Raw genomic sequence first — 20088 nt, 5'->3', positions numbered from 1 at the left:
TCCGGGCCGGCCGGGACCAGCCGCTCGACCGGGACACCATCAGAACATGAACGCTCGAACCCCGTTGGGGCTCCTCACCGGGCTGCTGCGCGCCGTCCGCACGTACCCGCGGCGCTCGCCGCTGACGCTCGTCTACGTCGGACTGCTGCTGCTCGGGCACGCCTGGGTCGAGTACGGGCTGACCGACGAGCGCGCCGACGGCCTGCGGAACTACATCAGCACCAACCTGGACAACCTCCACGACCACCCGGTCCGCGCCCTGGTCGGCAGCGCCCTGGTGTACGACGGCACGCTCACCGACATCGCCTCCACCGGCTTCGGCGGCACCCTGATCACCCTCGGCCTCGGCATCGTCGTCGGCCTGGCCTGGGCCGAGCGCCGCTTCGGCACACCCCGCGCCGCCGCCGTCTTCCTCGCCGGACACGTCGGCGCGACCCTGATCACCGCCCTGGTGATCCTGCTCGCCCTGCACCAGGGCTGGTACCCCGAGAGCGTCCGCGACGCCTCCGACTACGGCATCAGCTACGGCGCCCAGGCCGCCCTCGCCTTCGCCACCCTCGCCCTGCCCCGCTGGGCCCGACTGCCCTGGGCCGCCTTCGTCCTCGCCTGGCCGCTCGCGGGCGACCACGCATGGCCCGGGCCGCTCCCCGAGTTCACCACCGTCGGCCACCTCCTCGCCGCCGCCCTCGGCTTCGCCCTGGCCGCCGCGACCGCCCGCAGCCGGCGCCGCGGCACCACCCTGGCCACCGCCCGCACCGGGGGGTGAGCGCCCCCGGAGCCGCCCCCGGCCCTCAGCGCGGGGGGCGGCGGTCGGCGGCGAGCCCGGTCAGCAGCCGCTCGATCGTCGCCAGCCGCTCCCGCAGCTCCTCGACGTCGCCCTTGGTGGCGCTCTGCTCGGCCTCCCGGAGGGTGACCAGCAACTGCCCGTCCGGCTCCAGCCGGGCCCGCGCGACGTCGCTGACGTTGTCGCCGTTCTGCACCCGGATCGCGTGCTCCAGCTCGGACGGGCGCAGCGCCAGCCCGCGCAGCGCGCCGGGCACCAGCCTGCCGTCCCGGACCACGGTGGTGGGCGTGCCCTCCAGAAGGCGCGCGGCCCGGGGGTCGCGGGCCAGCCAGCGGGTGACCCCGGAGTTCACCGTGATCAGCGTGACGGCGCCGATCGCGCCGCCCAGCAGGCTGTTGTCGTTGCCGATGATCGCGTTCTGCACCACGTTGGAGAGCAGGAACACGACCACCATGTCGAAGGTGTTCAGCCCCGCCAGGCCGCGCTTCCCGGCGAGCCGGAACAGCACCAGGATCAGCACGTAGACGGCGATCGTGCGGAGGATCTTCTCCACGATCGGAATCTGGACGACCACCAGGTCATGCCACACGGCCCCGCTCCTCCCAGCACGACGGTCCGGAACGGCCGTCCGGAACGGGGCCGACGCTACTCCCCGGGTGCCGTCAGGAGCGCCGCTTCGGCTTGCCCCGTCGGGCCGCGGCCGGGCCGCCCCGGCCCTTCTGGGCGCCGGTCTTCTGCCCGCCCGCCTTCTGCGCTCCCGTCTTCTGGCCGCCGGGCTTCTGCTGCTGGGGCTTGCGCGGCGCTGCGGCCTTCTTCGGCTGGCTCTTCGGCTGGGCCTCGGCCGCCTGTCCGGCCCCGCGGCCGCGCGAGCTGTTGACGGTGCGCCCCCGGACGATCCCGATGAACTCCTCCACCAGCTCCGTGGTCCGCTCCTGCGGCCAGGACAGCGCGACCTGGGACTGCGGGGCCTCCGGCACCGTGCGGAAGGTGAGGTCCCGCCGGTGGTGCAGCCGGGCCAGCGACTGGGGCACCAGCAGCACGCCGACGTTGGCCGCCACCAGCTCCACCGCGTCGGCGGTGGTGTCCGGGCGGGCGATCGCCGGGCGGCCGGGCAGGGTGTCGGCGGTGAAGCCGAGGGTGTCGTCCAGCGGGTGGAAGACCACCTCCTCGGCCAGCTCCTCGAGGCTGACCTCCTCGGCGGCGGCGAGCCAGTGGTCCTTGGGGATCACCACCACGGTGGTCTCGGTGTAGAGCGGGATCGCGCTCAGCACGTCCTTGTCGACCGGCAGCCGGACCAGGCCGGCGTCCGCCGCGCCCTCGCGCAGGGTCCGCTCGCCGTCGGTGGAGGGCACCGCGACCAGGTCGAGCCGGATGTCCGGGAGCCGTTCGATCCACACCCGGGCCCATTTGCCGGGGGTCACACCCGGGACGTACGCGAGCCGGAAGGGCGGGTTCACCTGCATGTCTGTCACAGGGCAAGGCTACCGACCGTGACCGGAAGCGCTCGCGCACTCCCTTACCCTTGTCCCATGACATCGCTCAAGCAGAAGACCAGCCAGACCATGAAGCCGGCCACGGCGGCCAAGAAGCTGGGGATCTACCTCGCCGCGACGCCGACCGACTTCCAGGAGGGCGTGGTCTCCCGCGAGGAGCTCAACGCGCTGCAGTCCGAGCCGCCGCAGTGGCTCCAGGACCTGCGCAAGAACGGCCCGCACCCGCGCCCGGTGATCGCCGCCAAGCTCGGCATCTCCATCGCGGGCCTGGCCCGCGGCGGCGTGACCGAGGCGCTCACCACCGACGAGGTCGACGCCCTCAAGGCCGAGAACCCGCTGTGGCTCCAGCACGAGCGCGCCAACCAGGTGGACGTCCGCAAGGAGACCGCCCGGATCAAGGCGAAGCACGAGAAGGAGGCCGCCGAGAAGGCCGCCAAGGAGAACCAGGGCCGCTGAGCCCCCGGGGCCGGTCGACGGCCCCCACGCTGGAACGGTGCCGGCGTTCGTCCAGGGAGGACGGGCGCCGGCACCGTCATGAGCGGGGGTGTGCGGGCGTCGGCACCGTCACGAGCAGCCGCCCGCAGGCGTCGGCACCGTCATGAGCGGCCGCCCGCAGGCGTCGGAGGCCGCTGAAATCCGCCGGGACGACGGCGCGTTCACCACGAGCGGACGGAACTCCGTTCCCGCCGCCGCGTATTGACCGCGCCACAGCCGACTCCGAATAATCGGCCCGATCGGGCCACCCCAGGGAACCCGTGTCGCACTGACCCCACCGGACCCGGGAAGACCCATGACCGAGCAGCCTGCCGCCCCCGCCCACCGAGCAGACCCCTCTCCTCGAACCGAACTAGTCGCCCTCGCCGACGAGTTCTTCGCCGCCGAGAACGAGCACGACCCCTTCGAGGCCACCCTCTCCGGCACCGAGGGCTACGCCCACGAGGTGCCCGACCCGTCCCGCGAGGCCGCGCTGCGCCACCGCGAGGCGCTCCAGGGACTCGGCGCGCGGCTGGCGGCGATCCCGCTGGACGGGCTGACCGGCGAGGACCGCACCACCCACCGGGTGCTGGCCCGGCTGATCGACAACAACTGCGGCCGGATCACCCACGGGCTGGCCGATTTCAGCGTCTCCGCGACCATCGTCGCCCCGCACAACACGGTCTTCAGCTCGCTCGCCATGACCGCCGTCGACCAGGAGGGCGCCGACGCCTACCTGGAGCGGCTGGCCGGCCTGCCCGGCTACTTCGACGCCGTCCTGCGCCGCACCCTGGACGCCGCCGCCGAGGGCCGCCACCCGCTGCGCAGCGGCGTGGACGCCGCGATCACCCAGTTGGACGGCTACCTGGCCGCCGACCCGACCGCCGACCAGCTGCTGCGCCCGCTCCAGGGCCGCCCGGAGTTCGAGCGGGCCCGGGCGATCGTGCGCGAGGGCGTGCGCCCGTCCGTGGCCCGCTACCGGGCCGGGCTGGCCCAGCGGCTGGCACCGGCCGCCCGCCCGGACTCCGAGGCCGGGGTCTGCCACGTGCCGGGCGGCGCCGAGGGCTACGCCGACGCCGTCGGCCGCTACACCCGGCCGGGGCTGGACCCGGAGGAGGTGCACCGGATCGGCCTGGAGACGGTCGCGGCGCTGCGCGAGGAGTTCGCCGAGCTGGGCGCCAAGGTGCTCGGCGTGCACGGCACCGACGCCGTGCTGACCGCGCTGCGCGAGGACCGCTCGCTGCGCTTCGGCAGCGCGGCCGAGATCATCGCCCTGGTCGACGGCGCCCTGGACCGCGCCCGGCGCGCCTCGGCCGACTGGTTCCGCCCGTACCCGATCGCCGACTGCGTGACCCGGGAGATCGACCCGCTGGAGGCGGAGACCGCGCCGCTGGCCTACTACCAGCCGCCGGGCCCGGGCGGGCTGCCCGGCACCCACTGGATCAACACGCTGAACCCGGAGAGCCGGTTCAGCTACGAGTACGAGGCGATCGCCTTCCACGAGAGCGTGCCCGGCCACCACCTGCAGCTCGCGCTCGCCCGCACCCTGCACCACCTGCCGGAGTTCCGGCAGCGGCCGAGCGGCCAGCTGACCGCGCACGTCGAGGGCTGGGGCCTGTACACCGAGCGGCTGGCCGACGAGATGGGCCTGTACAGCTCGGAGGTGTCCCGCTTCGGCATGCTGTCGCTGGACGCGCTGCGCGCGGTGCGCCTGGTGGTCGACACCGGCCTGCACCACTACGGCTGGTCCCGGGAGCGGGCGATGGCCTACATGCGGGAGAACACGGCCACGCCGGAGGCGAACGTCCGCAACGAGATCGACCGTTACATCGCCTGGCCGGGCCAGGCCACCGCCTACCTGATCGGGCGTCGGGAGATCGTCCGGCACCGCGAGCGGGCGCAGGCCGCGCTCGGCGGGCTCTTCGACGTGCGGGAGTTCCACCACGAGGTGATCGGGCACGGCAGCCTGCCGCTGGGCGTGCTGGAGGACCTGATCAGCGACTGGATCGCGGCGCTGCGCGCGGTCTGACGGTCCGGCCGGTTCCGGGTGCCGCTCCCGTCGGCGGGAGCGGCACCCGGAGCACGTCATGAGCACGGCACGCGTGCGAAAACGATTCCGCGCGCCCGCGACCGTCCTCCCGCGCCGGACGTGGCGTCACCCCTTCGGCCCCCTCGACACGGTAGTGTCCGCAGGCGCGGCCTCCGGCACCTTCGCCGGCCGGCCGCCCGTGCTACCGCAACGACCTGGAGGAATTCCGTGCCGGCACCCGCCCGAGGCGCCCTCGCCATAGCCGCGGCCGTCCTGCTCGCCGCCGCCGCAGGCTGCTCGTCCGGCAGCGGCCACACCGCCAAGGACAGCTCCCAGGGCAAGGACTCCTCCCACGGCAACGGCAGTGCCCACAGCTCCGCCCCGGCGGTCGCCGGTGACGCCGCCCAGCCCGCCCCGGCCGCGATCGTCACCGGCGCCGGCCCGAAGAGCTCCTACGACGCCCAGCCGCAGCCCGCGGCGGGCAGCTGCCACTACCGCTACACCGCGGACAAGCAGCCGCTCCCCGACCCGAACTGCACCCCCGGCGCGATCAGCCCGGCGGTCAACCAGGGCAACATCAACGACACCATCTGCAAGCCGGGCGGCTACACCTCCACCATCCGCCCGCCGGTGAACATCACCGGCAAGGAGAAGACCGACAACGCCAAGTCCTACGGCTACACCGGCCCGATGGGCGACGCCGAGTACGACCACCTGATCAGCCTCCAGCTCGGCGGCGACCCCAACGACGCGCGCAACCTGTGGATCCAGCCGCCCTCCCCCGGCCACGTCCCGGGCAAGGGCCCGAACAACCCCAAGGACTCGGTGGAGACCCACCTGCACACCGCGATCTGCAAGGGCCAGGTCACCCTGACCGCCGCCCAGCAGGCGATCGCCACCGACTGGACGACGGCCGAGGCCAAGCTCGGCATCAGCAAGGGCGGGGCGGCGGCCGCGCCCACCGCGGAGGCGGACGCCGACGGGGACTGACCGGCCCCCAGGCCGAGGAATCGTTTCAGCCCTTTCCGATTCCTCGGCCTGCTCCCGGCCTGTTGTCGGACTGCTGTCGACCTGCTCCCGGCCTGCTGTCGGCCTGCTCTCGGCCCGCTCTCGGCCTCAGAGCGACTCGACCAGCTCGGCGATGGTGTCGAACGGCCGGTACTGCGCCAACTCCGCGCCCAGCGCGCGGGCCCGCTCGCGGAACCCGCCCTCGGCGAGCACCTGCTCCACCGCCCGGCCGACCGCCTCCGGCGCCGGGCGGCCGGTGCGCAGGTCCAGCCCCACGCCCGCCCACTGCACCCGGGCCGCGACCTCCGGCTTGTCCTCGCTCGCCCCGGCCACCACCAGCGGCACCCCGTAGCGCAGCGCCGTCTGCACCCCGCCGTAACCGCCGTTGCTCACCAGGACGTCGGTGTGCGGCAGCAGCCGGTCGAACGGCACGTACCCGACGGCCCGGACGTTGCCCGGCAGCCGGCCGCCCAGCAGTTCGGCCAGCGCCTGCGGCCCGTCCGGTCGGGCAGTCGCGGCCACCACCAGCACGTCCCGCTCCGCCAGCGCCCGGACCGTCGGCGCGACCAGCTCGCCCAGGTCGTCGTTGGCCAGCGTCCCCTGGGTCACCACCACGACCGGCCGCTCACCACCGGTCGCCTCCGCCCACCACTCGGGCAGCGGCTGCTCCTCGCCGACGTTCCCCGGCAGCGCGCCGATCAGCCGGTACGAGGCGGGCGCGTCGGAGCGCGGGTACTCGAAGCCCGGCACGGTCAGCTGCAGGTACACGTCCGGCACCGTCACCTGGGCCAGCCCGCGCGGGCCCGCCGGCAGCCGGACGCCCGCCTCCGCGAACGCCTTCTCCGCGTAGCGCTGCAGCGGCTCGCCGCGCCGGTCCATCTCCTCCTGCAGCGTGCGGTTGCGGATCCGGCCCTCCTCGCCCGGCAGCGGCGGCAGCGCCAGCCCGAACGGCGCGGTGTCCGCGCTCGGCAGCATCGCCGGGGTGATCCCGACCCCGAGCAGCGCCGGGCGCTCCGCCCGCGGGCGGGCGAGCGCCAGCGGCAGGGCGCCCTGGACGAAGGCGTCGGCGACCACCGCGTCGGCCGGGAACTCGGCCAGCAGCCCGAGCAGCGCCCGGTACTGGTGCGGCACCGGGTCGAGGAAGACGTGCTTCACGTCGAAGGCGATCCGCTCCGGACCGGGCGGCAGCTCCGCCCGGCCGGGGAAGGACGCGTCGAGGTCGCGGTCGTCCCAGTCGGCCTCGGCGGGCAGCGCGGCGAAGCGCACCCCGGCCCGCCCGGCCGCCTCCGCGAAGCGCGAGCCGCCGAGGAAGACCACCTCGTGGCCGCGCGCGGCGAGGTCGGCGGATATGGCCAGCAGCGGGCTGACGTGCCCGTGCGCGGGCAGGGCGGTGGTGATGATCCTGGACAGCGGAGACTCCTGTGGTCGGGCCGGTCGGGCCTGGTTCGTACGGGACTCACCGTAGGCGGGGGCGGTAGACGTCCGATGAACGGTTCAGACGGTTCATCTGCTCATCCGCTCATCTGCCCAGCACGGCGCCGCCGTTCAACCCGATCACCTGACCGGTGAGGTAGCCGGCCGCCGGGGAGGCGATGTAGGCCACCGCCTCGGCCACGTCCCCGGGGGTGCCGGCCCGGCCGACCAGGGTGTCCGCGACCTTCCGGGCGTGGAACTCCTCGTTCCAGTCGGCGCCGAAGATCTCGGTGTCCACCACGTAGCCCGGCGCCAGCACGTTCACCGTGATCCCGTCCGGCCCCAACTGCCGCGCCAGACCGAACGCCCAGCCGTGCAGCGCCGCCTTCGCCGCCGCGTACGAACCCGCCGAGTGCGGGCCCGCGCCACCGCGCTGGGCGGCCGCCGAGCTGATCACCACCAGCCGGCCGCCCGGTCGGCGCAGCACGCCCTGGAGCGCGGTGGTCAGCAGCACGGCGGTCAGCAGATTGGTGTCCAGGTCCCGCCGCCAGGACGCGGCCAGGGCGGCCAGGCCGTCGTCCTCGGGCGGGGTGATGATCGCGCCCGCGTTGTTCACCAGCACGTCCACCGGCCCGAGTCCGGCGATCCGGGCGGCCACCCGTTCGACCGCCGCCGGATCCGCCAGATCACCCGCCAGCGGCACCACCGCCCCCGGCCCGGCGCTGCGCTCGATCTGCGCCCGGGCCTCCTCCAGCACCGCCGCCCGGCGCCCGAGGACCACCACCCGGTACCCGTCCCCGGCCAGCCGGGCGGCGATCGCCCGGCCGATCCCGGTCCCGCCGCCGGACACCACCGCGAGCCGCTCCCGGCGCTCCGTCACCGCTCAGGCCTCCGCGTCGTAGTAGGCGCGCATCAGCTCCGTCGACCACGCGGGCTGCCGGACCCCACCGCGCGGGCCGAACTCGGCCAGGTAGGGCTTGATGTCCAGCACCGGCGTCCCGGCCACCGCGTCCAGCCCGGTGACGTGCACGTCCAGGCCGTCCACCCGGACCAGCTCGCAGCGCGAGACCCCGATCCGGTTGGGACGGTTCTTGCCGCGCTGGGCGAAGATGCCCACCAGCGGCCAGTCGGTGTTGCCGCGCGGGTGCCGCGCGCCGGTCTCGACCTTCGCCTCGGGGACCCGGTCGAAGTGGTAGACCACCTCCAGGTGCGAGAAGTCCGCCAGCCCGTACAGCGCCTCCTCGGTGAACCGCCCGCCGTCCAGCCGGATCACCGCCCCGACGCTCCCCCACCCGTCGTCCCGCACGTCCTCCCGCCCACCGACCACGTGGGCTACCGGACGCACCGTCATGTCAGCCATGCTGCCTCCCCCTTCGGCGTCGAACCGTTCAGTCGGTACGGTAGCGAGCCGTACACGGGAACGATCAAGGGGGGCCGGGGCAATGACGGACGCGGGGATCAAGGGCGTGGGCGGGGAGAGCGGCGACGCGGTCGGCGCAGCGGTGTTCGGCGTCCTCACGGCGGGGCTGGACGCCTTCCTGCTGACCCGGATCTGGCGCTGGGCCGGCGAGCAGACGGCAGTGGAGCACCGGGCGGCGGTGGTCCAGACCGCCGCCCTGGCCGGGGCCGTGCTCTTCGCCGCGCTGCTCGGCGTCGCGATCGCGGGCCAGGGCTCCACACCACACCGGCGCTGGCGCTACGCGATGCTCAGCGCGCTGGCCTCGCACGTCCTGATCCCACTGGCCCTGTTCGCCGCACTGGCCACCCACCCGACCCGCCCGACCTTCTGACGCTCAGGCCGCCAACTCCGCCGCCATCGCCACCAGTTCGGCCGCCCACAGCACCCGGCCACCGGAGCCCGGCCCGCATCGTCCACCTGCTCCGCCTCAACCCGGCCACCGTCCACCGGGTCCTGGTCCGCTACCGCCTCGCACACCTCGACCGCGCCACCGCCCGCCCGGTGCGGCGCTACGAACGCGCCGCACCGGGCGAACTGGTCCACGTCGACATCAAACCGACGAGCGCAAGGAGACCGCCGCCGCGTCCTGGCACCGGGCGAACGAATTCTTCGCCTACGCCAGGCCCTACCGCACCGAGCAGGAACGCCGCGACGGCGCGCCGAGGGCGTCGCCCGCCGCTGCCCCGAGAACCGACCCGGCCGCGCGCCCCGTCCGGGTGTCCGGGTCGGTCACGCCTGGGCCGGGGTGGCCGGCAGGGCGCGCTTGTGCTCGGTGCGGCGGTAGTGGCCGAGGACGGTCTCGAAGACCTGCTCGCTGACCGGGCGGCCCTCCAGGAAGTCGTCCAGGGCGTCGTACTCGACACCGAGGGCGTCCTCGTCGGGCTTGCCGGGGGCGAGGTTCTCCAGGTCCGCGGTGGGGACCTTGCCGACCAGCTCGTCCGGCGCCCCCAAGTGGGCGGCCACCGCACGGACCTGACGCTTCGTCAGGCCGGAGAGCGGCATCACGTCGGCCGCGCCGTCGCCGAACTTGGTGAAGAAGCCGACGGCCGCCTCGGCCGCGTGGTCGGTGCCGACCACCAGGCCGCCGGCGGCGCCCGCGGCCGCGTACTGGACGACCATCCGCTGGCGGGCCTTGACGTTGCCGCGCACGAAGTCCTCGTGGGCGTGGTCGCGGAAGGTGAGCCCGGCCGTCAGCAGGGCGTCGAAGGCGGCGTCGGTGGCGGGCTTGACGTCGACGGTCAGCACCTCGTCGGCCCGGATGAAGTCGAGGGCGCGCTGGGCGTCCGCCTCGTCGGCCTGGACGCCGTAGGGCAGCCGCATCGCCGTGAAGGACACCTGGTGGCCCTCGGTGCGCAGCCGCTCGACGGCGAGCTGGCAGAGCCGCCCGGTGGTGGTGGAGTCCACGCCGCCGCTGATGCCCAGCACCAGGCTGCGCGCACCCGAGGCCCGCAGCTGGTCGGCGAGGAAGGCGATCCGGCGCTCGGCCTCCTTCGCGGGGTCGGTGACGGGCAGCACCCCGAGGGCCAGGGCGATCTCGCGCTGGACGTCCGCGGGCAGGGGTTCGGTCATGGTCGGGCTCCTTCGGGTCGGTACCACGACATCATCCACCCGGGCCGCGGCCGGGCCTGCGGCGGCCCCGGGCGTCCGGTCACGGCTCGCCCGTCATCGCCCTTCAGGACGCCGCGCCCGGCGGCTCCCCCGGGCCCGGCGGCCGGTCGGCCTCCGGCGCCGGGTGCCCCAGGATCTCGAGCACCACGCCGCCGTCCACCGTCTCCCGGGCGACCAGCAAAGTCGCCAACTCGTCCAGGTGGTGCCGGTGTTCGCGCAGCAGCCCGACGGCCCGGCGCTCGGCGCCGCGCAGCAGCGCGGCCACCGCCTCGTCCACCGCGCGCTGGGTCTGCTCGGAGTACGGGCGGCGCAGCAGGTCGTCGGGGTGGTCGCCGAGGTACTGCGAGGAGCCGCTGGAGTAGCCGACCGGGCCGAGGTCCGGGGAGAGGCCGAACTCGCGGACCATCCGGGTGGCCACCGAGGTGGCGTTGGCGAGGTCGTTGGCGGCGCCGGTCGAGCCCTCGCCGAAGACCACCAGTTCGGCGGCGCGCCCGCCGAGCTGCACGGTCAGCAGGTCGAGCAGGTAGCTCTCGCTGTACAGGTGCCGTTCCGCCTCGGGGAGTTGCTCGGTGGCGCCGAGGGCGACCCCGGCCGGGAGGATGGTCACCTTGGCGACCGGGTCGGCGTGCTCGCACAGCGCGGCCATCAGCGCGTGCCCGGACTCGTGCACGGCGACGGAGTGCCGTTCCTCGGGCAGCAGCGCGTTGGAGGACTCCCGGCGGCCGAGCAGCACCCGGTCGCGGGCGTCGTCGAGGTCGGCGGCGGTGAGGGTGGCCCGGTCGGCGCGCACGGCGTTGATGGCGGCCTCGTTGACCAGGTTGGCGAGGTCGGCGCCGGAGAAGCCGGGGGTGCCGCGGGCGATCCGGTCCAGGTCGGCGTCCGGGGCGAGGGTCTTGCCGCGGGTGTGCACGGCGAGGATGGCGGCCCGCTCGGCCTGGTTGGGCAGCGGCACGACGACCTGCCGGTCGAAGCGGCCGGGGCGCAGCAGGGCCGGGTCGAGGGCGTCCGGCCGGTTGGTGGCGGCGATGACGACGATGCCGGTGCTGGTGTCGAAGCCGTCCATCTCGGAGAGCAGCTGGTTGAGGGTCTGCTCGCGCTCGTCGTTGCCGCCGATCCGGGTGCCGCCCGCGCGGCGGCCGCCGACGGCGTCGATCTCGTCGATGAAGATGATGGACGGCGCCCGTTTGCGGGCCTCCTCGAAGAGGTCGCGGACCCGGGAGGCGCCGACGCCGACGAACATCTCGACGAAGCCGGAGCCGGTCACGGACAGGAACGGCACCGAGGCCTCGCCGGCGACCGCCCGGGCGAGCAGCGTCTTGCCGGTGCCCGGCGGGCCGACCATGATCACCCCGCGCGGCCCCTTGGCGCCCGCGGCGGCGTACCGCTCCGGGCTGCGCAGGAAGTCGACCACCTCGCTGACCTCCTGCTTCACCCCCTCGTATCCCGCGACGTCGGCGAAGCCGGTGTCGGGCCGCTCGGCCTCGATGATCTTCGCCCGGGAGCGGCCGATGGCGCTCAGCCCGCCGCCGAGCGAGCGCGCGGCCAGCCGGCCGGACCAGAGGAACAGCCCGCCGAAGATCAGCAGCGGCAGGAACAGCAGCAGGGTCGACCAGATCGAGCTGCCCCCGCCGGAGCGGCTGCCGGTGATGTTCACGTGCTGGTCCGAGAGCGCCTTGCTGAGCTGGGAGGTGTCCAGGGCGGTGGGGATCTGGCTGGTGAAGTGGGTGCCGTCCTTGAGGGTGCCGGACACGCCGCCGTTGTCGTTGACGTCCACGGTCTGCACCTGGCCGGCGTCCACCCGGGTGAGCAGGTCGCTGTAGCCGTAGCGGGTGCCGGTCGGGCTGGGCTTGGCGAGCAGGACCAGGAGCAGCAGGGTCGCCAGCACGGCGACGGGCAGCAGCCAGCGGCGCAGCGCGGGAGGGGGCGGCTTGGGCGGGGTGCCGCCGGGGCCCTGGCCCGGCCCGCGACCGGGGCCGCCCCACCCGCCGGGGCCCGGGCCCTTGCCCCCTCCGGGCGGGGTCGCGGGGTGGCGGGCGGCACGCAGCCGCGTTCGGACGATCATCCGCGCTCACCGCCTCTCGGGCGCCGCCGGGGCCTCACCCGGAACCCTGCTCGGGGCCACCCCTCCATAGTCGACCCCGGCGGCCCGGGACGGGAGCCCGAGAGCACCCGGTCCCGCTCTGGCCTGCTCGCTCACCGGAACCCCCGCGCCCGTAGGACGCCCAGCGTCACGGCACCCGCGAGCAGCGCGCACGCCGCCATCAGCACCAGCAGCCTGACCGGCGTGTCCACCCGGCCCGGCAGCCCGGCCAACGACCACACCGCCGCCCGCAGGCCCCGCTCACCGGTACCGCCAGCGCGGCCGCGAAGGCGGCGGCCCGGGCGGCGCCCGGCGGTCGGGCCGGGGCGGCGATCCGCAGCAGGGCGTCGCTGAGCAGGCAGAACGCGAAGAACCCGGCGGCGAACACGGTGACTTCGACCAGGACCAGCCAGCCGCCGGGCCAGCCCTCGCCGACCGCCTGCCCGGCCACCACCAGCGCCGCGGCCGACCCGCTCAGCGCCGCCGCCGCGGCCACGATGTGGCGGCGCAGGAAGCGGGTGGCGGCCCCGAGGTCCACCAGCGGCGCGGCGAGCAGGGCGAGGTCGTTCAGCCAGTCCCCGCCCGGCCGCCGCCGCTCCCCCGGCGGCAGCTCCCGGGCGGCGCGCCGCAGCCCGGCCAGGCACCGGGCGGCGCCTGCGGCCAGCGGCAGCAGGGCCGCGATCAGCCAGGCAGTGCGGCCGTCCCACCGCTCGTGCTCCGCGCGCAGCGCCGCGGCCGTCGCATCGGTGGCCACGGTCACCGCGACCAGGGCCGCGCCCAGCCGGGCCGCCCGCAGCAGCTGGTCCACCCGGTACCCCGGCTGCGGCCCGCCGCCCCGGCAGAGCCGGGCCCGTACGGCGGTCAGCCCGGCGAGCGCGGGGACCAGGAACAGCGTGAAGGACACCACCGCGTCGTACGGATCCGCCTGCCAGGGGCTGGCCGCCCGCAGCGCCCTCGCCTGGGTGGTCGCGTAGGCGAAGCCGGTGAACGCCACCGCAAGCGCGAGGGCGCTCCACAGTGCCCGGACCTGCGTCGTGCTCATCGCCACCCACCGCTCTTCCCGTTCCGCAGCGGCGGATTCCGCAGGAGCAGATCCGGCAGATCCGGCAGCAAAGGAACGCCGGGCGCCACCTGCTCCGCCAGCCGGCGCTCGGCCGGCAGGACCCGCCCGAGCGTGCCCAGCACCCCGGCCGGCAGCCGTACGGCCACCAGCCCGACCAGCACCAGCCACGCGGCGATCGGGAGCCACGCCCGTACGCCCGTCAACTGCCCCGCCCCCGCGCCGCGTTCGGCCGCAGGTGTGTTCTGCTCGACCATGCCCGAGATAGTACACGCCACGTAGTACTTGCCACGTAGTACTTGCCGCGTAGTACGTGTCACTGAGTATCGTGGGGGCGACACCGCAGCACCCGAGGGAGTGACCTTCCATGCAGGCGTACGACGCCCAGACGCTGGTGCTCTGCGCACTGGCGGACGGCCCGCTGCACGGCTACGCCGTCAATGCGGCGATCGAGCGGCTGGTCGGGCAGAAGCTCGGTCCCGGCAGCCTCTACGGGGCGCTCACCCGCCTCGAGGCCAAGCAGCTGGTCGAGCCCGCCGAGGCCGCCGACACCCCGCCGCGCCAGCGGCCCGTACGGCTGACGCCGCAGGGTCGGCAGGTGCTGGAACGAGAGCTGCGGTCGATGGCGAAGGTGGCCGCCGCCGGGCTGGCCAGCCTCGGGGCGAGCCCGGCGTAGCGGGCGGGGCAGGGACCGGGACCAGGGCCGGAAAGCCGACCGCCCCGCCCGGAGCGGCCGTGGTCGGCCGTCCCCGGACGGGGCGGATCAGGAACGAGCAGCGCCGGCGGAACGGCGGGGCGGGCAGGATCAGGAGAAGTCGAGCGACCCCGTCCGGGTCCGCTTGAGCTCGAAGAACTTCGGGTAGCCGGCCAGCAGCCGGACGCCCTCGAAGACCCGCAGCGCGTCCTCGCCGCGCGGGATGGCGCTCAGCACCGGGCCGAAGAAGGCCGTGCCGTCCACGTGGATGGTCGGCGTGCCGACCTCCTCGCCGACCGGGTCCATGCCCTCGTGGTGGCTCTTGCGCAGCGCGATGTCGTACGCGGTGCTGTTGGCCGCCTCGGCGAGCTCCTCGGGCAGCCCGGCGGCGACCAGGGCCTCGCGGATGACGGTGTCGTCGGCCTCCCGGTCCTGGTCGTGGAACCGGGTGCCGAGCTCGGTGTACAGGTCGCGCAGCACGTGCTCGCCGTGCTGTTCGGCGGCGGCGATGCAGACCCGGACGGGGCCCCAGCCGGTGGTCATCAGGCGCTGGTAGCGCTCCGGCAGGTCGGTGCGGCCCTCGTTGAGGACGGACAGGCTCATCACCCGGAAGGTGAGGTCGAGTTCGCGCTGGCGGGCGACCTCCAGGATCCACCGGGAGGTGATCCAGGCGAAGGGGCAGACGGGGTCGAAGTAGAAGTCGACCTTGGGGGTGTGCTCGTTCGGGTTCTCGTTCGCGTTCGCGTGCTTGTTCACACGGATGATCTTAGGGGTCGATTGGACCATTGCGCAGGGCCAATCGAATACTTCCGCAATGGGCCACTTGTCCGTCCCGGCGGCTGCTCCGCCCGGTCCCGTCCTCAACCCCGGGGCCGGTCGGTCCTCAGCTGCACGTGGTCCCGTCGGCCGGCACCGTACCGTCCAGCAAGTAGGCGTCCACGGCCTTCATCAGGCACGGGTTGCCGGTGTTGTACCCGCCGTGCCCCTCGCCGTTGAGGGTGACGGTGATGCCGACCCCCGCGCCCAGCTGCTGCGCCATCGTACGGGCGCCCTCGACCGGGGTGGCCGGGTCCCCGGTGGTGCCCACCACCAGGATCGGGGCGGCACCGGGGGCCGCGACCTCCGGGTAGTCGGCCTTGCCCGGGACGGGCCAGCCGGTGCAGCCGGTGAGGCCCCAGGCGGTGAAGGCGCCGAAGACCGGGGAGGCGGTGCGGAACTGCGGCAGCTGCTGTGCCACGTCCTGGTCGGAGTAGCGCTGCCGCGCGTCCACGCAACTGATCGCCCGGTTGGCCGCGTTGAGGTTGTTGTAGTGGCCCTGCGGGTCGCGCCCGAGCAGCGAGTCGGCGAGCTGGAGGAGGGTGTCGCCGGTGCCCGCCTGCATCGCCTCGGTGAGCCCGGCGGCCAGCGCGGGCCAGGTCTGCTGGCTGTACAGGGCACCGGCGATCCCGGTGACGGCCAGGCTCTCGGTCAACTTCCGTCCGCTGCTGGTGGGCAGCGGCGCCTGCGCGAGCTTCTGCAGCAGGTCGGTGATCCGGGCGGTGCCCTCGGCGCCGCCGGTGCCGGTCGGACAGGCGGCCGCCTCCTGGGTGGCGCAGGCCTTCATGAAGTCGTCGAGGGCGAGTTGGAAGCCCTGGGCCTGACCGAGCGCGCTCTGCTCCGGGTCCTTCGTCGGGTCGACGACCGAGTCCAGGACGACCCGGCCGACCTCCTTCGGGAACAGGTGCGCGTAGACGCCGCCGAGCTGGGTGCCGTAGCTGATGCCGAAGTAGGAGAGCTTCTGGTCGCCGAGCACCTGCCGCATCAGGTCGAGGTCCCGGGCGGCGCTCTCGGTGTCCACGTAGGGCAGCACCGGGCCGGAGTTGTGCTCGCAGGCGGCGGCGAACTGCGCGTTGCTGTCGTCCAGGGCCTTGACCTCGGCGGGGGTGTCCGGGGTGCTGTCGACGGCGGCGTTGGCGTCCATCCCCCGGTCGTCCAGGCACTTCACCCCGGCGCTGTCGCCGACCCCGCGCGGGTCGAAACTCACCAGGTCGTAGCGGGTGTTGAGGGAGGCGTAGGCGGGCGCCAGGGCGGGCAGGGTGGCCACACCGGAGGCGCCTGGGCCACCGAAGTTGAACAACAGCGAGCCGATCCGGTGCTGTTCGTCCTTGGCCTTGGTGCGGATCAGCGCGAGGTCGATGGTCCCCCCGTCCGGCTTGGCGTGGTCCAGCGGGGCCTTGAGGGTGGCGCACTGCCAGTCGCTCGCGGGCGCGGTGCCGCCGCCCTGCGCCGTGCTCGGGGCCGGGCAGGCCCGCCAGTCCAGTCGCTGGGCGGCCAGGCCGGTGGCGCTCGCGCCGGTGACCGGGGAGGTGGGCGCGGGTTCGGCCGCGGACGGGCTGCCGCCCTGGCAACCGGAGGCGGGGGCGAGCAGCAGCGCGGCCAGGCCGAGCGCGCCGGCGCCGCGGACGACGGAGGGCATGGGGCGGTCCACCTCTCGGGTCGGCCGGGCGGTGGTGCCGAGTGCACCGGCGCGTGGCAGGACGGCGTACGCCTGGTGCGTCGGGGAGGCGTACGCCCCGGCGCTCGGCACCGTCGGCGCACCACAGACCCTAGGGGCCGGGGCCCGGCGACGCCTGCCGGAGTCCCCGGACGGGGGGCGTGCGCCGGACGAACTGCCACCCGCCGACCGGGTGAGGGTTCAACCGGGCCACGGGGTGGCAGCCTTACCGCCGGCCGCCGGCGCACCGCACGGCCCGGGCCGGGGTCGGTCGTGGACGGACCGCGGGCGGACGGCGGGTGGACGGCGGGCGGTTCGACGGCGGACGGTTCGACGGCGGACGGACGGCGGACGGTTCGACGGCGGGCGGTTCGACGGCGGATCGCGGGCATCGCGTGGATGTCGCAGGCATCGTGGATACGGAGAGCGCATTGAGCACCGACACCGATTTCGTCAGCGTGGACGTCTTCATCACCACCAGCCGACAGGAGGTCCTGCTCCAACTGCGCGACGACAAGCCGGACATCCCGTGGCCCGCCCACTGGGTGGTCCCCGGCGGCCACCGCGAACCCGGCGAGACGCCGTACCGGACGGCGGTGCGCGAACTGCGCGAGGAGACCGGACTGGACGTGCCCGGGCTGCGCCCCTTCCACCCCGTACTGGCGGCGACCGACCCGCAGGGCCACCGGCGGCGCGCCTTCCACGCCCTGGTCGACGTCGACCCGGCGGAGCTGGTCCTCGGCGAGGGCCAGGAGCTGCGGCTGGTCCCGTTCGCCGAGGCGCAGCGGATGAAGCTGCCGCCCGCGCTCAAGGGGTACCTGCGCCAGTTGGAGGCACGGCTGGCGGTCGGGCGCACCCCGGAGTGGGCGGTGGTCGACGACATCCACCGCCACATCTCCGAGCACCGGGCGAGCATCGGCCTGCCGTTGCTGCCGCTGCAGGTGGTGAAGATCCAGGAGGAGGCCGGGGAGGTGGCCGAGGCCCTGCTCGGCGTGCTCGGCGCCAACCCGCGCAAGGGCGTCAGCCACACCGTGGCCGAGCTGCAGGGCGAGCTGTGCGACGTGATCACGGCCGCGATGGTGGCGCTGCGCGAGACCACGGCGGACCCGGGCGCCGTCCTCGCCGAGCACCTGGCCGGCTGGCGGCCGGTGCGGCGGGAGGGCTAGCGGGCCCGCGGGTCGCCGCTCCCGCCCCTGGGCGCGCTCCCGGGCTCGCACCGCAGCCTCGGTTCCGGGGTCCGGACCCGCCCCTCGTGTCGCCTCGCCACTACCTTGCTTCGCCTGCTATCTTGCATTGCATGGTACCTGGCATCACAAGCCCGGACGGCGACGACGAGCCCGGCACACCCGACGGCCCGGTCGCGACCCAGCTGCGCAAGGGCGTCCTGGAGTACTGCGTCCTCGCGCTGCTGCGCGACGGCCCGCGCTACGGGGTCGAGCTGCTCCAGGAGCTCGGCCGGTACCCGATGCTGGCGACCAGCCAGGGCACCATCTACCCGCTGCTGTCCCGGCTGCGCCGCGCCGGGCTCGCCGACACCTTCCTGCGCGACTCGGCCAGCGGCCCGTCCCGCCGGTACTACACCCTCACCGAAGCGGGGCGGGACGCGCTCGCGGAGTTCACCGCGCTCTGGCCCGCCTTCCGCGCCACCGTCGACCACGTCCTCACCCCGGGAGAGCACCCGTGAACAACCCCCTCGAGCACCCCCTGGTCCGCGCCCACCTCGACGCGGTCGCCCGCGGCACCGCCACCCTCCCGCCCGAGCGCCGCCGCGAGCTGCTGGCCGACCTGCGCGAGCACATCGAGGTCTCGCTCACCGACACCCCGCTCGACGAGGACGCCGTCCGCGCCGTCCTGGCGCAGCTCGGCACCCCCCGGCAGATCGCCGACGCCGCCCTCGCCGAGGAGGGGCAGACGCCGCCCGCCCCCGAGACGGCCGGCTGGACGAACCTCACCCTGGGCCTCGCCGTCCTGGCCCTGCCGGTCTCCCTGGTCCCGGTCGCCGGGCCCGTGCTCGGATTCGTCGTGGCCGTCGTCGCCGCCGTCCGGGTGACCAGGTCCCGCCAGTGGACGCGGCGGGAGAAGCGGCAGGCCACCCTGCTCCTGGTCTCCCCGCTGCTGCTCACCCCCGCGATGGCGGTGGCGGTCTCGCTCCTCTCCGGCGGCCTGACCCCCGGCGCCCTGCTCGCCGCCTGCGCCCTGGGCTTCTGCCCGAGCCCGATCGCCGCGCTCCGACTGTCCCGCGCCGCCGCCCGGGTGCGCACGGCGGGCCTCCCCGCCTGAGTCCCGGGGGCACGTCACCGCTCAGCAGCGGAACGCCTCTCCCCCGGCGGGCGGGCCGCTTTGCACCTGGGCCGATCAGCACCCCTGGCCGGGAGTTCCGCTCGCTGGAACCTCCCGATCGGCACATGTGCGGGCGGCGGACGGCGGGCGAGGATGACGGTCATCGGGGCCCCGCTGGTGGGGCCCCGGGGAGGAGTCCCGCCATGACCGTCATGACCGCCACGCCCGTCATCACCATCGCGCCGCCGTCGTCCGCGCTGCCGTCGTCGTCGCTGCTGTCGTCCGCGCCGCCGACCAGGTTGCCGTTCCCGCCCCTGCCGGGCTCAGCGCGGTTCCAGCTCCGGCCTGCCGCGCACCACGTACGCCGGCAGCCGCAGCTCGCCCAGGACGCCCCGCGGCAGGCGCAGCCCGAAGTGCCGCCCGACCGCGCCGAGGGTCCGCCGCCGGACTCCGGTGGCGGGCCCGAGCCCGGGGGTGCAGGGGGTGACGCCGTCGGCCTCCAGGACGTTCGCGGCGATCAACTCCGGTACCAGCAGGTCGGGTTCCTGGCCCCACCGCCACCGCTCCTGCCCCAGGCCGAAGCCGCACAGCACGGCGCCGTCCCGGGCGTAGTCGAGCAGGGCGGGCGGCTGCTCCGGCATCGGCCGGAAGTGCACCACCTCCGCGCCCTCGCGCGCTATCTCGGTGAGCAGTTCGCCGCCGGTGGAGTCCCCGTACTCGATCGCGAAGGACCAGCCGTCCTGCTCGCCGACCCGGATCACGCCGTCGCCGTCGTCACCGGGTCGGTACGTCTCGATGTCCAGGTCCCAGATCTCCCGCCCACTGATCGGCCCGGTGGCGGCAGCCGGGTCGGCCCCCATCCGGCGGGCGAGTTCCTCGGGCGGGATCCCGCGGGCGAACACCACTCCCGCCACTTCGCCATCGGTGTCCGCCAGCCACTGGATGCCGTCACCGCCCCGTTCCTCAGCCCCGCGCGAACCCTCGCCGATGACGCCGATCATGACGCCCCTCCCCTCGCGCCGGGCCTGCGATGGCCAGGCGCAGCCGGTCCGCACCCTAACGGAGATCGCCGACATCCAACGGCGAACGGCCGGACGACGGAGGACGGCCACGACGAGGAACCCACCTGGGGCGTGCCGCCTCTGCCCCCTGACCTGACGGCCACGTCCTGCCCGGACCACGGGAGACCGGACCGCAGAAGTAGAGGAGAACCGCTCGCCCCCGCCCTCCGAA

The 20088-nt window shown here is 74.8% G+C and carries 21 protein-coding genes and 1 pseudogene; 10 read left to right on the top strand and 12 right to left on the bottom strand.

Features of this window, described 5'->3' with window-relative positions; all coding sequences use genetic code 11:
• Positions 1 to 46 precede the first annotated feature (46 nt).
• Positions 47 to 766: a rhomboid-like protein gene (locus ACFVXG_RS36615; RefSeq protein ID WP_387934055.1), complete on the top strand. Its 720-nt coding sequence runs from the start codon at positions 47 to 49 to the stop codon at positions 764 to 766.
• Positions 767 to 791: 25 nt separating this feature from the next.
• Here the strand turns inward: ACFVXG_RS36615 and ACFVXG_RS36610 are convergent, their stop codons facing one another.
• Together ACFVXG_RS36610 and ACFVXG_RS36605 are read right to left on the bottom strand one after the other, a co-directional pair.
• Positions 792 to 1373: a DUF421 domain-containing protein gene (locus tag ACFVXG_RS36610; protein ID WP_387934053.1), complete on the bottom strand. Its 582-nt coding sequence runs from the start codon at positions 1371 to 1373 to the stop codon at positions 792 to 794.
• Positions 1374 to 1446: 73 nt separating this feature from the next.
• On the bottom strand, positions 1447 to 2256 hold the full coding sequence (locus ACFVXG_RS36605) for a LysR family substrate-binding domain-containing protein (RefSeq protein ID WP_387934051.1): 810 nt from the start codon (positions 2254 to 2256) through the stop codon (positions 1447 to 1449).
• Positions 2257 to 2313: 57 nt separating this feature from the next.
• Between ACFVXG_RS36605 and ACFVXG_RS36600 the strand changes: the two genes are divergently transcribed.
• From ACFVXG_RS36600 to ACFVXG_RS36590, 3 genes are all read left to right on the top strand, one after another.
• Positions 2314 to 2733, top strand: a complete 420-nt coding sequence (locus ACFVXG_RS36600) for a DUF5997 family protein (protein ID WP_387934049.1) — start codon at positions 2314 to 2316, stop codon at positions 2731 to 2733.
• A gap of 334 nt (positions 2734 to 3067) precedes the next feature.
• Positions 3068 to 4780 (top strand): DUF885 domain-containing protein, encoded by a 1713-nt coding sequence (locus tag ACFVXG_RS36595; protein WP_387934047.1) that lies wholly within the window; start codon positions 3068 to 3070, stop codon positions 4778 to 4780.
• 228 nt (positions 4781 to 5008) lie between these two features.
• Positions 5009 to 5770 (top strand): hypothetical protein, encoded by a 762-nt coding sequence (locus tag ACFVXG_RS36590; RefSeq protein WP_387934045.1) that lies wholly within the window; start codon positions 5009 to 5011, stop codon positions 5768 to 5770.
• 126 nt (positions 5771 to 5896) lie between these two features.
• On the opposite strand, the gene ACFVXG_RS36585 is transcribed toward ACFVXG_RS36590, so the two are convergent.
• From ACFVXG_RS36585 to ACFVXG_RS36575, 3 genes are all read right to left on the bottom strand, one after another.
• A complete protein-coding gene (locus ACFVXG_RS36585) occupies positions 5897 to 7105 on the bottom strand; it encodes a glycosyltransferase (RefSeq protein WP_387934043.1) in 1209 nt (402 codons plus the stop codon).
• A gap of 202 nt (positions 7106 to 7307) precedes the next feature.
• The gene (locus tag ACFVXG_RS36580; protein ID WP_387934041.1) at positions 7308 to 8081 is read right to left on the bottom strand and encodes an SDR family NAD(P)-dependent oxidoreductase; all 774 of its coding nucleotides are present in this window, start codon (positions 8079 to 8081) and stop codon (positions 7308 to 7310) included.
• A 3-nt stretch (positions 8082 to 8084) separates the two neighbouring features.
• Positions 8085 to 8552 (bottom strand): SAM-dependent methyltransferase, encoded by a 468-nt coding sequence (locus tag ACFVXG_RS36575; protein ID WP_387934139.1) that lies wholly within the window; start codon positions 8550 to 8552, stop codon positions 8085 to 8087.
• A 91-nt stretch (positions 8553 to 8643) separates the two neighbouring features.
• Here ACFVXG_RS36575 and ACFVXG_RS36570 point away from each other — a divergent pair, with 91 nt between their 5' ends.
• A complete protein-coding gene (locus tag ACFVXG_RS36570; RefSeq protein ID WP_387934039.1) occupies positions 8644 to 8991 on the top strand; it encodes a hypothetical protein in 348 nt (115 codons plus the stop codon).
• Positions 8992 to 9056: 65 nt separating this feature from the next.
• Positions 9057 to 9215, top strand: a pseudogene (locus ACFVXG_RS36565) (IS481 family transposase); the annotation flags it as partial.
• 174 nt (positions 9216 to 9389) lie between these two features.
• Here ACFVXG_RS36565 and nadE read toward each other — a convergent pair.
• From nadE to ACFVXG_RS36545, 4 genes are all read right to left on the bottom strand, one after another.
• Positions 9390 to 10229, bottom strand: coding sequence for an ammonia-dependent NAD(+) synthetase (gene nadE / locus ACFVXG_RS36560; RefSeq protein ID WP_387934037.1), 840 nt, complete (start codon positions 10227 to 10229; stop codon positions 9390 to 9392).
• Positions 10230 to 10332: 103 nt separating this feature from the next.
• Positions 10333 to 12330, bottom strand: a complete 1998-nt coding sequence (gene ftsH / locus ACFVXG_RS36555) for an ATP-dependent zinc metalloprotease FtsH (protein ID WP_387934035.1) — start codon at positions 12328 to 12330, stop codon at positions 10333 to 10335.
• 199 nt (positions 12331 to 12529) lie between these two features.
• Positions 12530 to 13390, bottom strand: coding sequence for a hypothetical protein (locus ACFVXG_RS36550; RefSeq protein WP_387934033.1), 861 nt, complete (start codon positions 13388 to 13390; stop codon positions 12530 to 12532).
• Complete coding sequence (locus tag ACFVXG_RS36545) at positions 13387 to 13665, bottom strand: hypothetical protein (protein ID WP_387934032.1); 279 nt, start codon at positions 13663 to 13665, stop codon at positions 13387 to 13389. The genes ACFVXG_RS36550 and ACFVXG_RS36545 overlap by 4 nt, the downstream gene beginning before the upstream one ends.
• Before the next feature lie 110 nt (positions 13666 to 13775).
• On the opposite strand from ACFVXG_RS36545, the gene ACFVXG_RS36540 reads away from it, so the two are divergent.
• The gene (locus ACFVXG_RS36540) at positions 13776 to 14084 is read left to right on the top strand and encodes a PadR family transcriptional regulator (protein ID WP_387934030.1); all 309 of its coding nucleotides are present in this window, start codon (positions 13776 to 13778) and stop codon (positions 14082 to 14084) included.
• A gap of 129 nt (positions 14085 to 14213) precedes the next feature.
• Here ACFVXG_RS36540 and ACFVXG_RS36535 read toward each other — a convergent pair whose 3' ends face one another.
• Entirely contained in the window at positions 14214 to 14858 is a 645-nt protein-coding gene (locus ACFVXG_RS36535; RefSeq protein WP_387934028.1) for a DsbA family protein, read from the bottom strand.
• Positions 14859 to 14985: 127 nt separating this feature from the next.
• Positions 14986 to 16557 (bottom strand): alpha/beta hydrolase, encoded by a 1572-nt coding sequence (locus tag ACFVXG_RS36530; RefSeq protein WP_387934026.1) that lies wholly within the window; start codon positions 16555 to 16557, stop codon positions 14986 to 14988.
• Between the two features lie 449 nt (positions 16558 to 17006).
• Between ACFVXG_RS36530 and ACFVXG_RS36525 the strand changes: the two genes are divergently transcribed.
• From ACFVXG_RS36525 to ACFVXG_RS36515, 3 genes are all read left to right on the top strand, one after another.
• Entirely contained in the window at positions 17007 to 17741 is a 735-nt protein-coding gene (locus tag ACFVXG_RS36525; protein WP_387934024.1) for an NUDIX domain-containing protein, read from the top strand.
• Positions 17742 to 17872: 131 nt separating this feature from the next.
• Entirely contained in the window at positions 17873 to 18259 is a 387-nt protein-coding gene (locus tag ACFVXG_RS36520; RefSeq protein ID WP_387934022.1) for a PadR family transcriptional regulator, read from the top strand.
• The gene (locus tag ACFVXG_RS36515; protein ID WP_387934021.1) at positions 18256 to 18855 is read left to right on the top strand and encodes an HAAS signaling domain-containing protein; all 600 of its coding nucleotides are present in this window, start codon (positions 18256 to 18258) and stop codon (positions 18853 to 18855) included. The genes ACFVXG_RS36520 and ACFVXG_RS36515 overlap by 4 nt, the downstream gene beginning before the upstream one ends.
• Before the next feature lie 323 nt (positions 18856 to 19178).
• Here ACFVXG_RS36515 and ACFVXG_RS36510 read toward each other — a convergent pair whose 3' ends face one another.
• Positions 19179 to 19856, bottom strand: a complete 678-nt coding sequence (locus tag ACFVXG_RS36510; protein ID WP_387934019.1) for a DUF6461 domain-containing protein — start codon at positions 19854 to 19856, stop codon at positions 19179 to 19181.
• Positions 19857 to 20088: the final 232 nt, after the last annotated feature.

Origin of the sequence: Kitasatospora sp. NPDC058162 (assembly GCF_042884005.1) — a bacterium.
Taxonomy (GTDB): domain Bacteria; phylum Actinomycetota; class Actinomycetes; order Streptomycetales; family Streptomycetaceae; genus Kitasatospora.
The sequence above is the reverse complement of the archived record's forward strand: the minus strand, read 5'-3'. Positions and strand labels throughout refer to the sequence as shown.

What these genes read in the sequence shown, in the direction of transcription:
- ACFVXG_RS36550 (WP_387934033.1), bottom strand. Translation starts at nt 13,390, where the DNA reads ATGAGCACGACGCAGGTCCGGGCACTGTGGAGCGCCCTCGCGCTTGCG.
- ACFVXG_RS36545 (WP_387934032.1), bottom strand. Translation starts at nt 13,665, where the DNA reads ATGGTCGAGCAGAACACACCTGCGGCCGAACGCGGCGCGGGGGCGGGG.
- ACFVXG_RS36540 (WP_387934030.1), top strand. Translation starts at nt 13,776, where the DNA reads ATGCAGGCGTACGACGCCCAGACGCTGGTGCTCTGCGCACTGGCGGAC.
- ACFVXG_RS36570 (WP_387934039.1), top strand. Translation starts at nt 8,644, where the DNA reads ATGACGGACGCGGGGATCAAGGGCGTGGGCGGGGAGAGCGGCGACGCG.
- ACFVXG_RS36595 (WP_387934047.1), top strand. Translation starts at nt 3,068, where the DNA reads ATGACCGAGCAGCCTGCCGCCCCCGCCCACCGAGCAGACCCCTCTCCT.
- nadE (WP_387934037.1), bottom strand. Translation starts at nt 10,229, where the DNA reads ATGACCGAACCCCTGCCCGCGGACGTCCAGCGCGAGATCGCCCTGGCC.
- ACFVXG_RS36510 (WP_387934019.1), bottom strand. Translation starts at nt 19,856, where the DNA reads ATGATCGGCGTCATCGGCGAGGGTTCGCGCGGGGCTGAGGAACGGGGC.
- ACFVXG_RS36520 (WP_387934022.1), top strand. Translation starts at nt 17,873, where the DNA reads ATGGTACCTGGCATCACAAGCCCGGACGGCGACGACGAGCCCGGCACA.
- ACFVXG_RS36575 (WP_387934139.1), bottom strand. Translation starts at nt 8,552, where the DNA reads ATGACGGTGCGTCCGGTAGCCCACGTGGTCGGTGGGCGGGAGGACGTG.
- ftsH (WP_387934035.1), bottom strand. Translation starts at nt 12,330, where the DNA reads ATGATCGTCCGAACGCGGCTGCGTGCCGCCCGCCACCCCGCGACCCCG.
- ACFVXG_RS36530 (WP_387934026.1), bottom strand. Translation starts at nt 16,557, where the DNA reads ATGCCCTCCGTCGTCCGCGGCGCCGGCGCGCTCGGCCTGGCCGCGCTG.
- ACFVXG_RS36615 (WP_387934055.1), top strand. Translation starts at nt 47, where the DNA reads ATGAACGCTCGAACCCCGTTGGGGCTCCTCACCGGGCTGCTGCGCGCC.
- ACFVXG_RS36600 (WP_387934049.1), top strand. Translation starts at nt 2,314, where the DNA reads ATGACATCGCTCAAGCAGAAGACCAGCCAGACCATGAAGCCGGCCACG.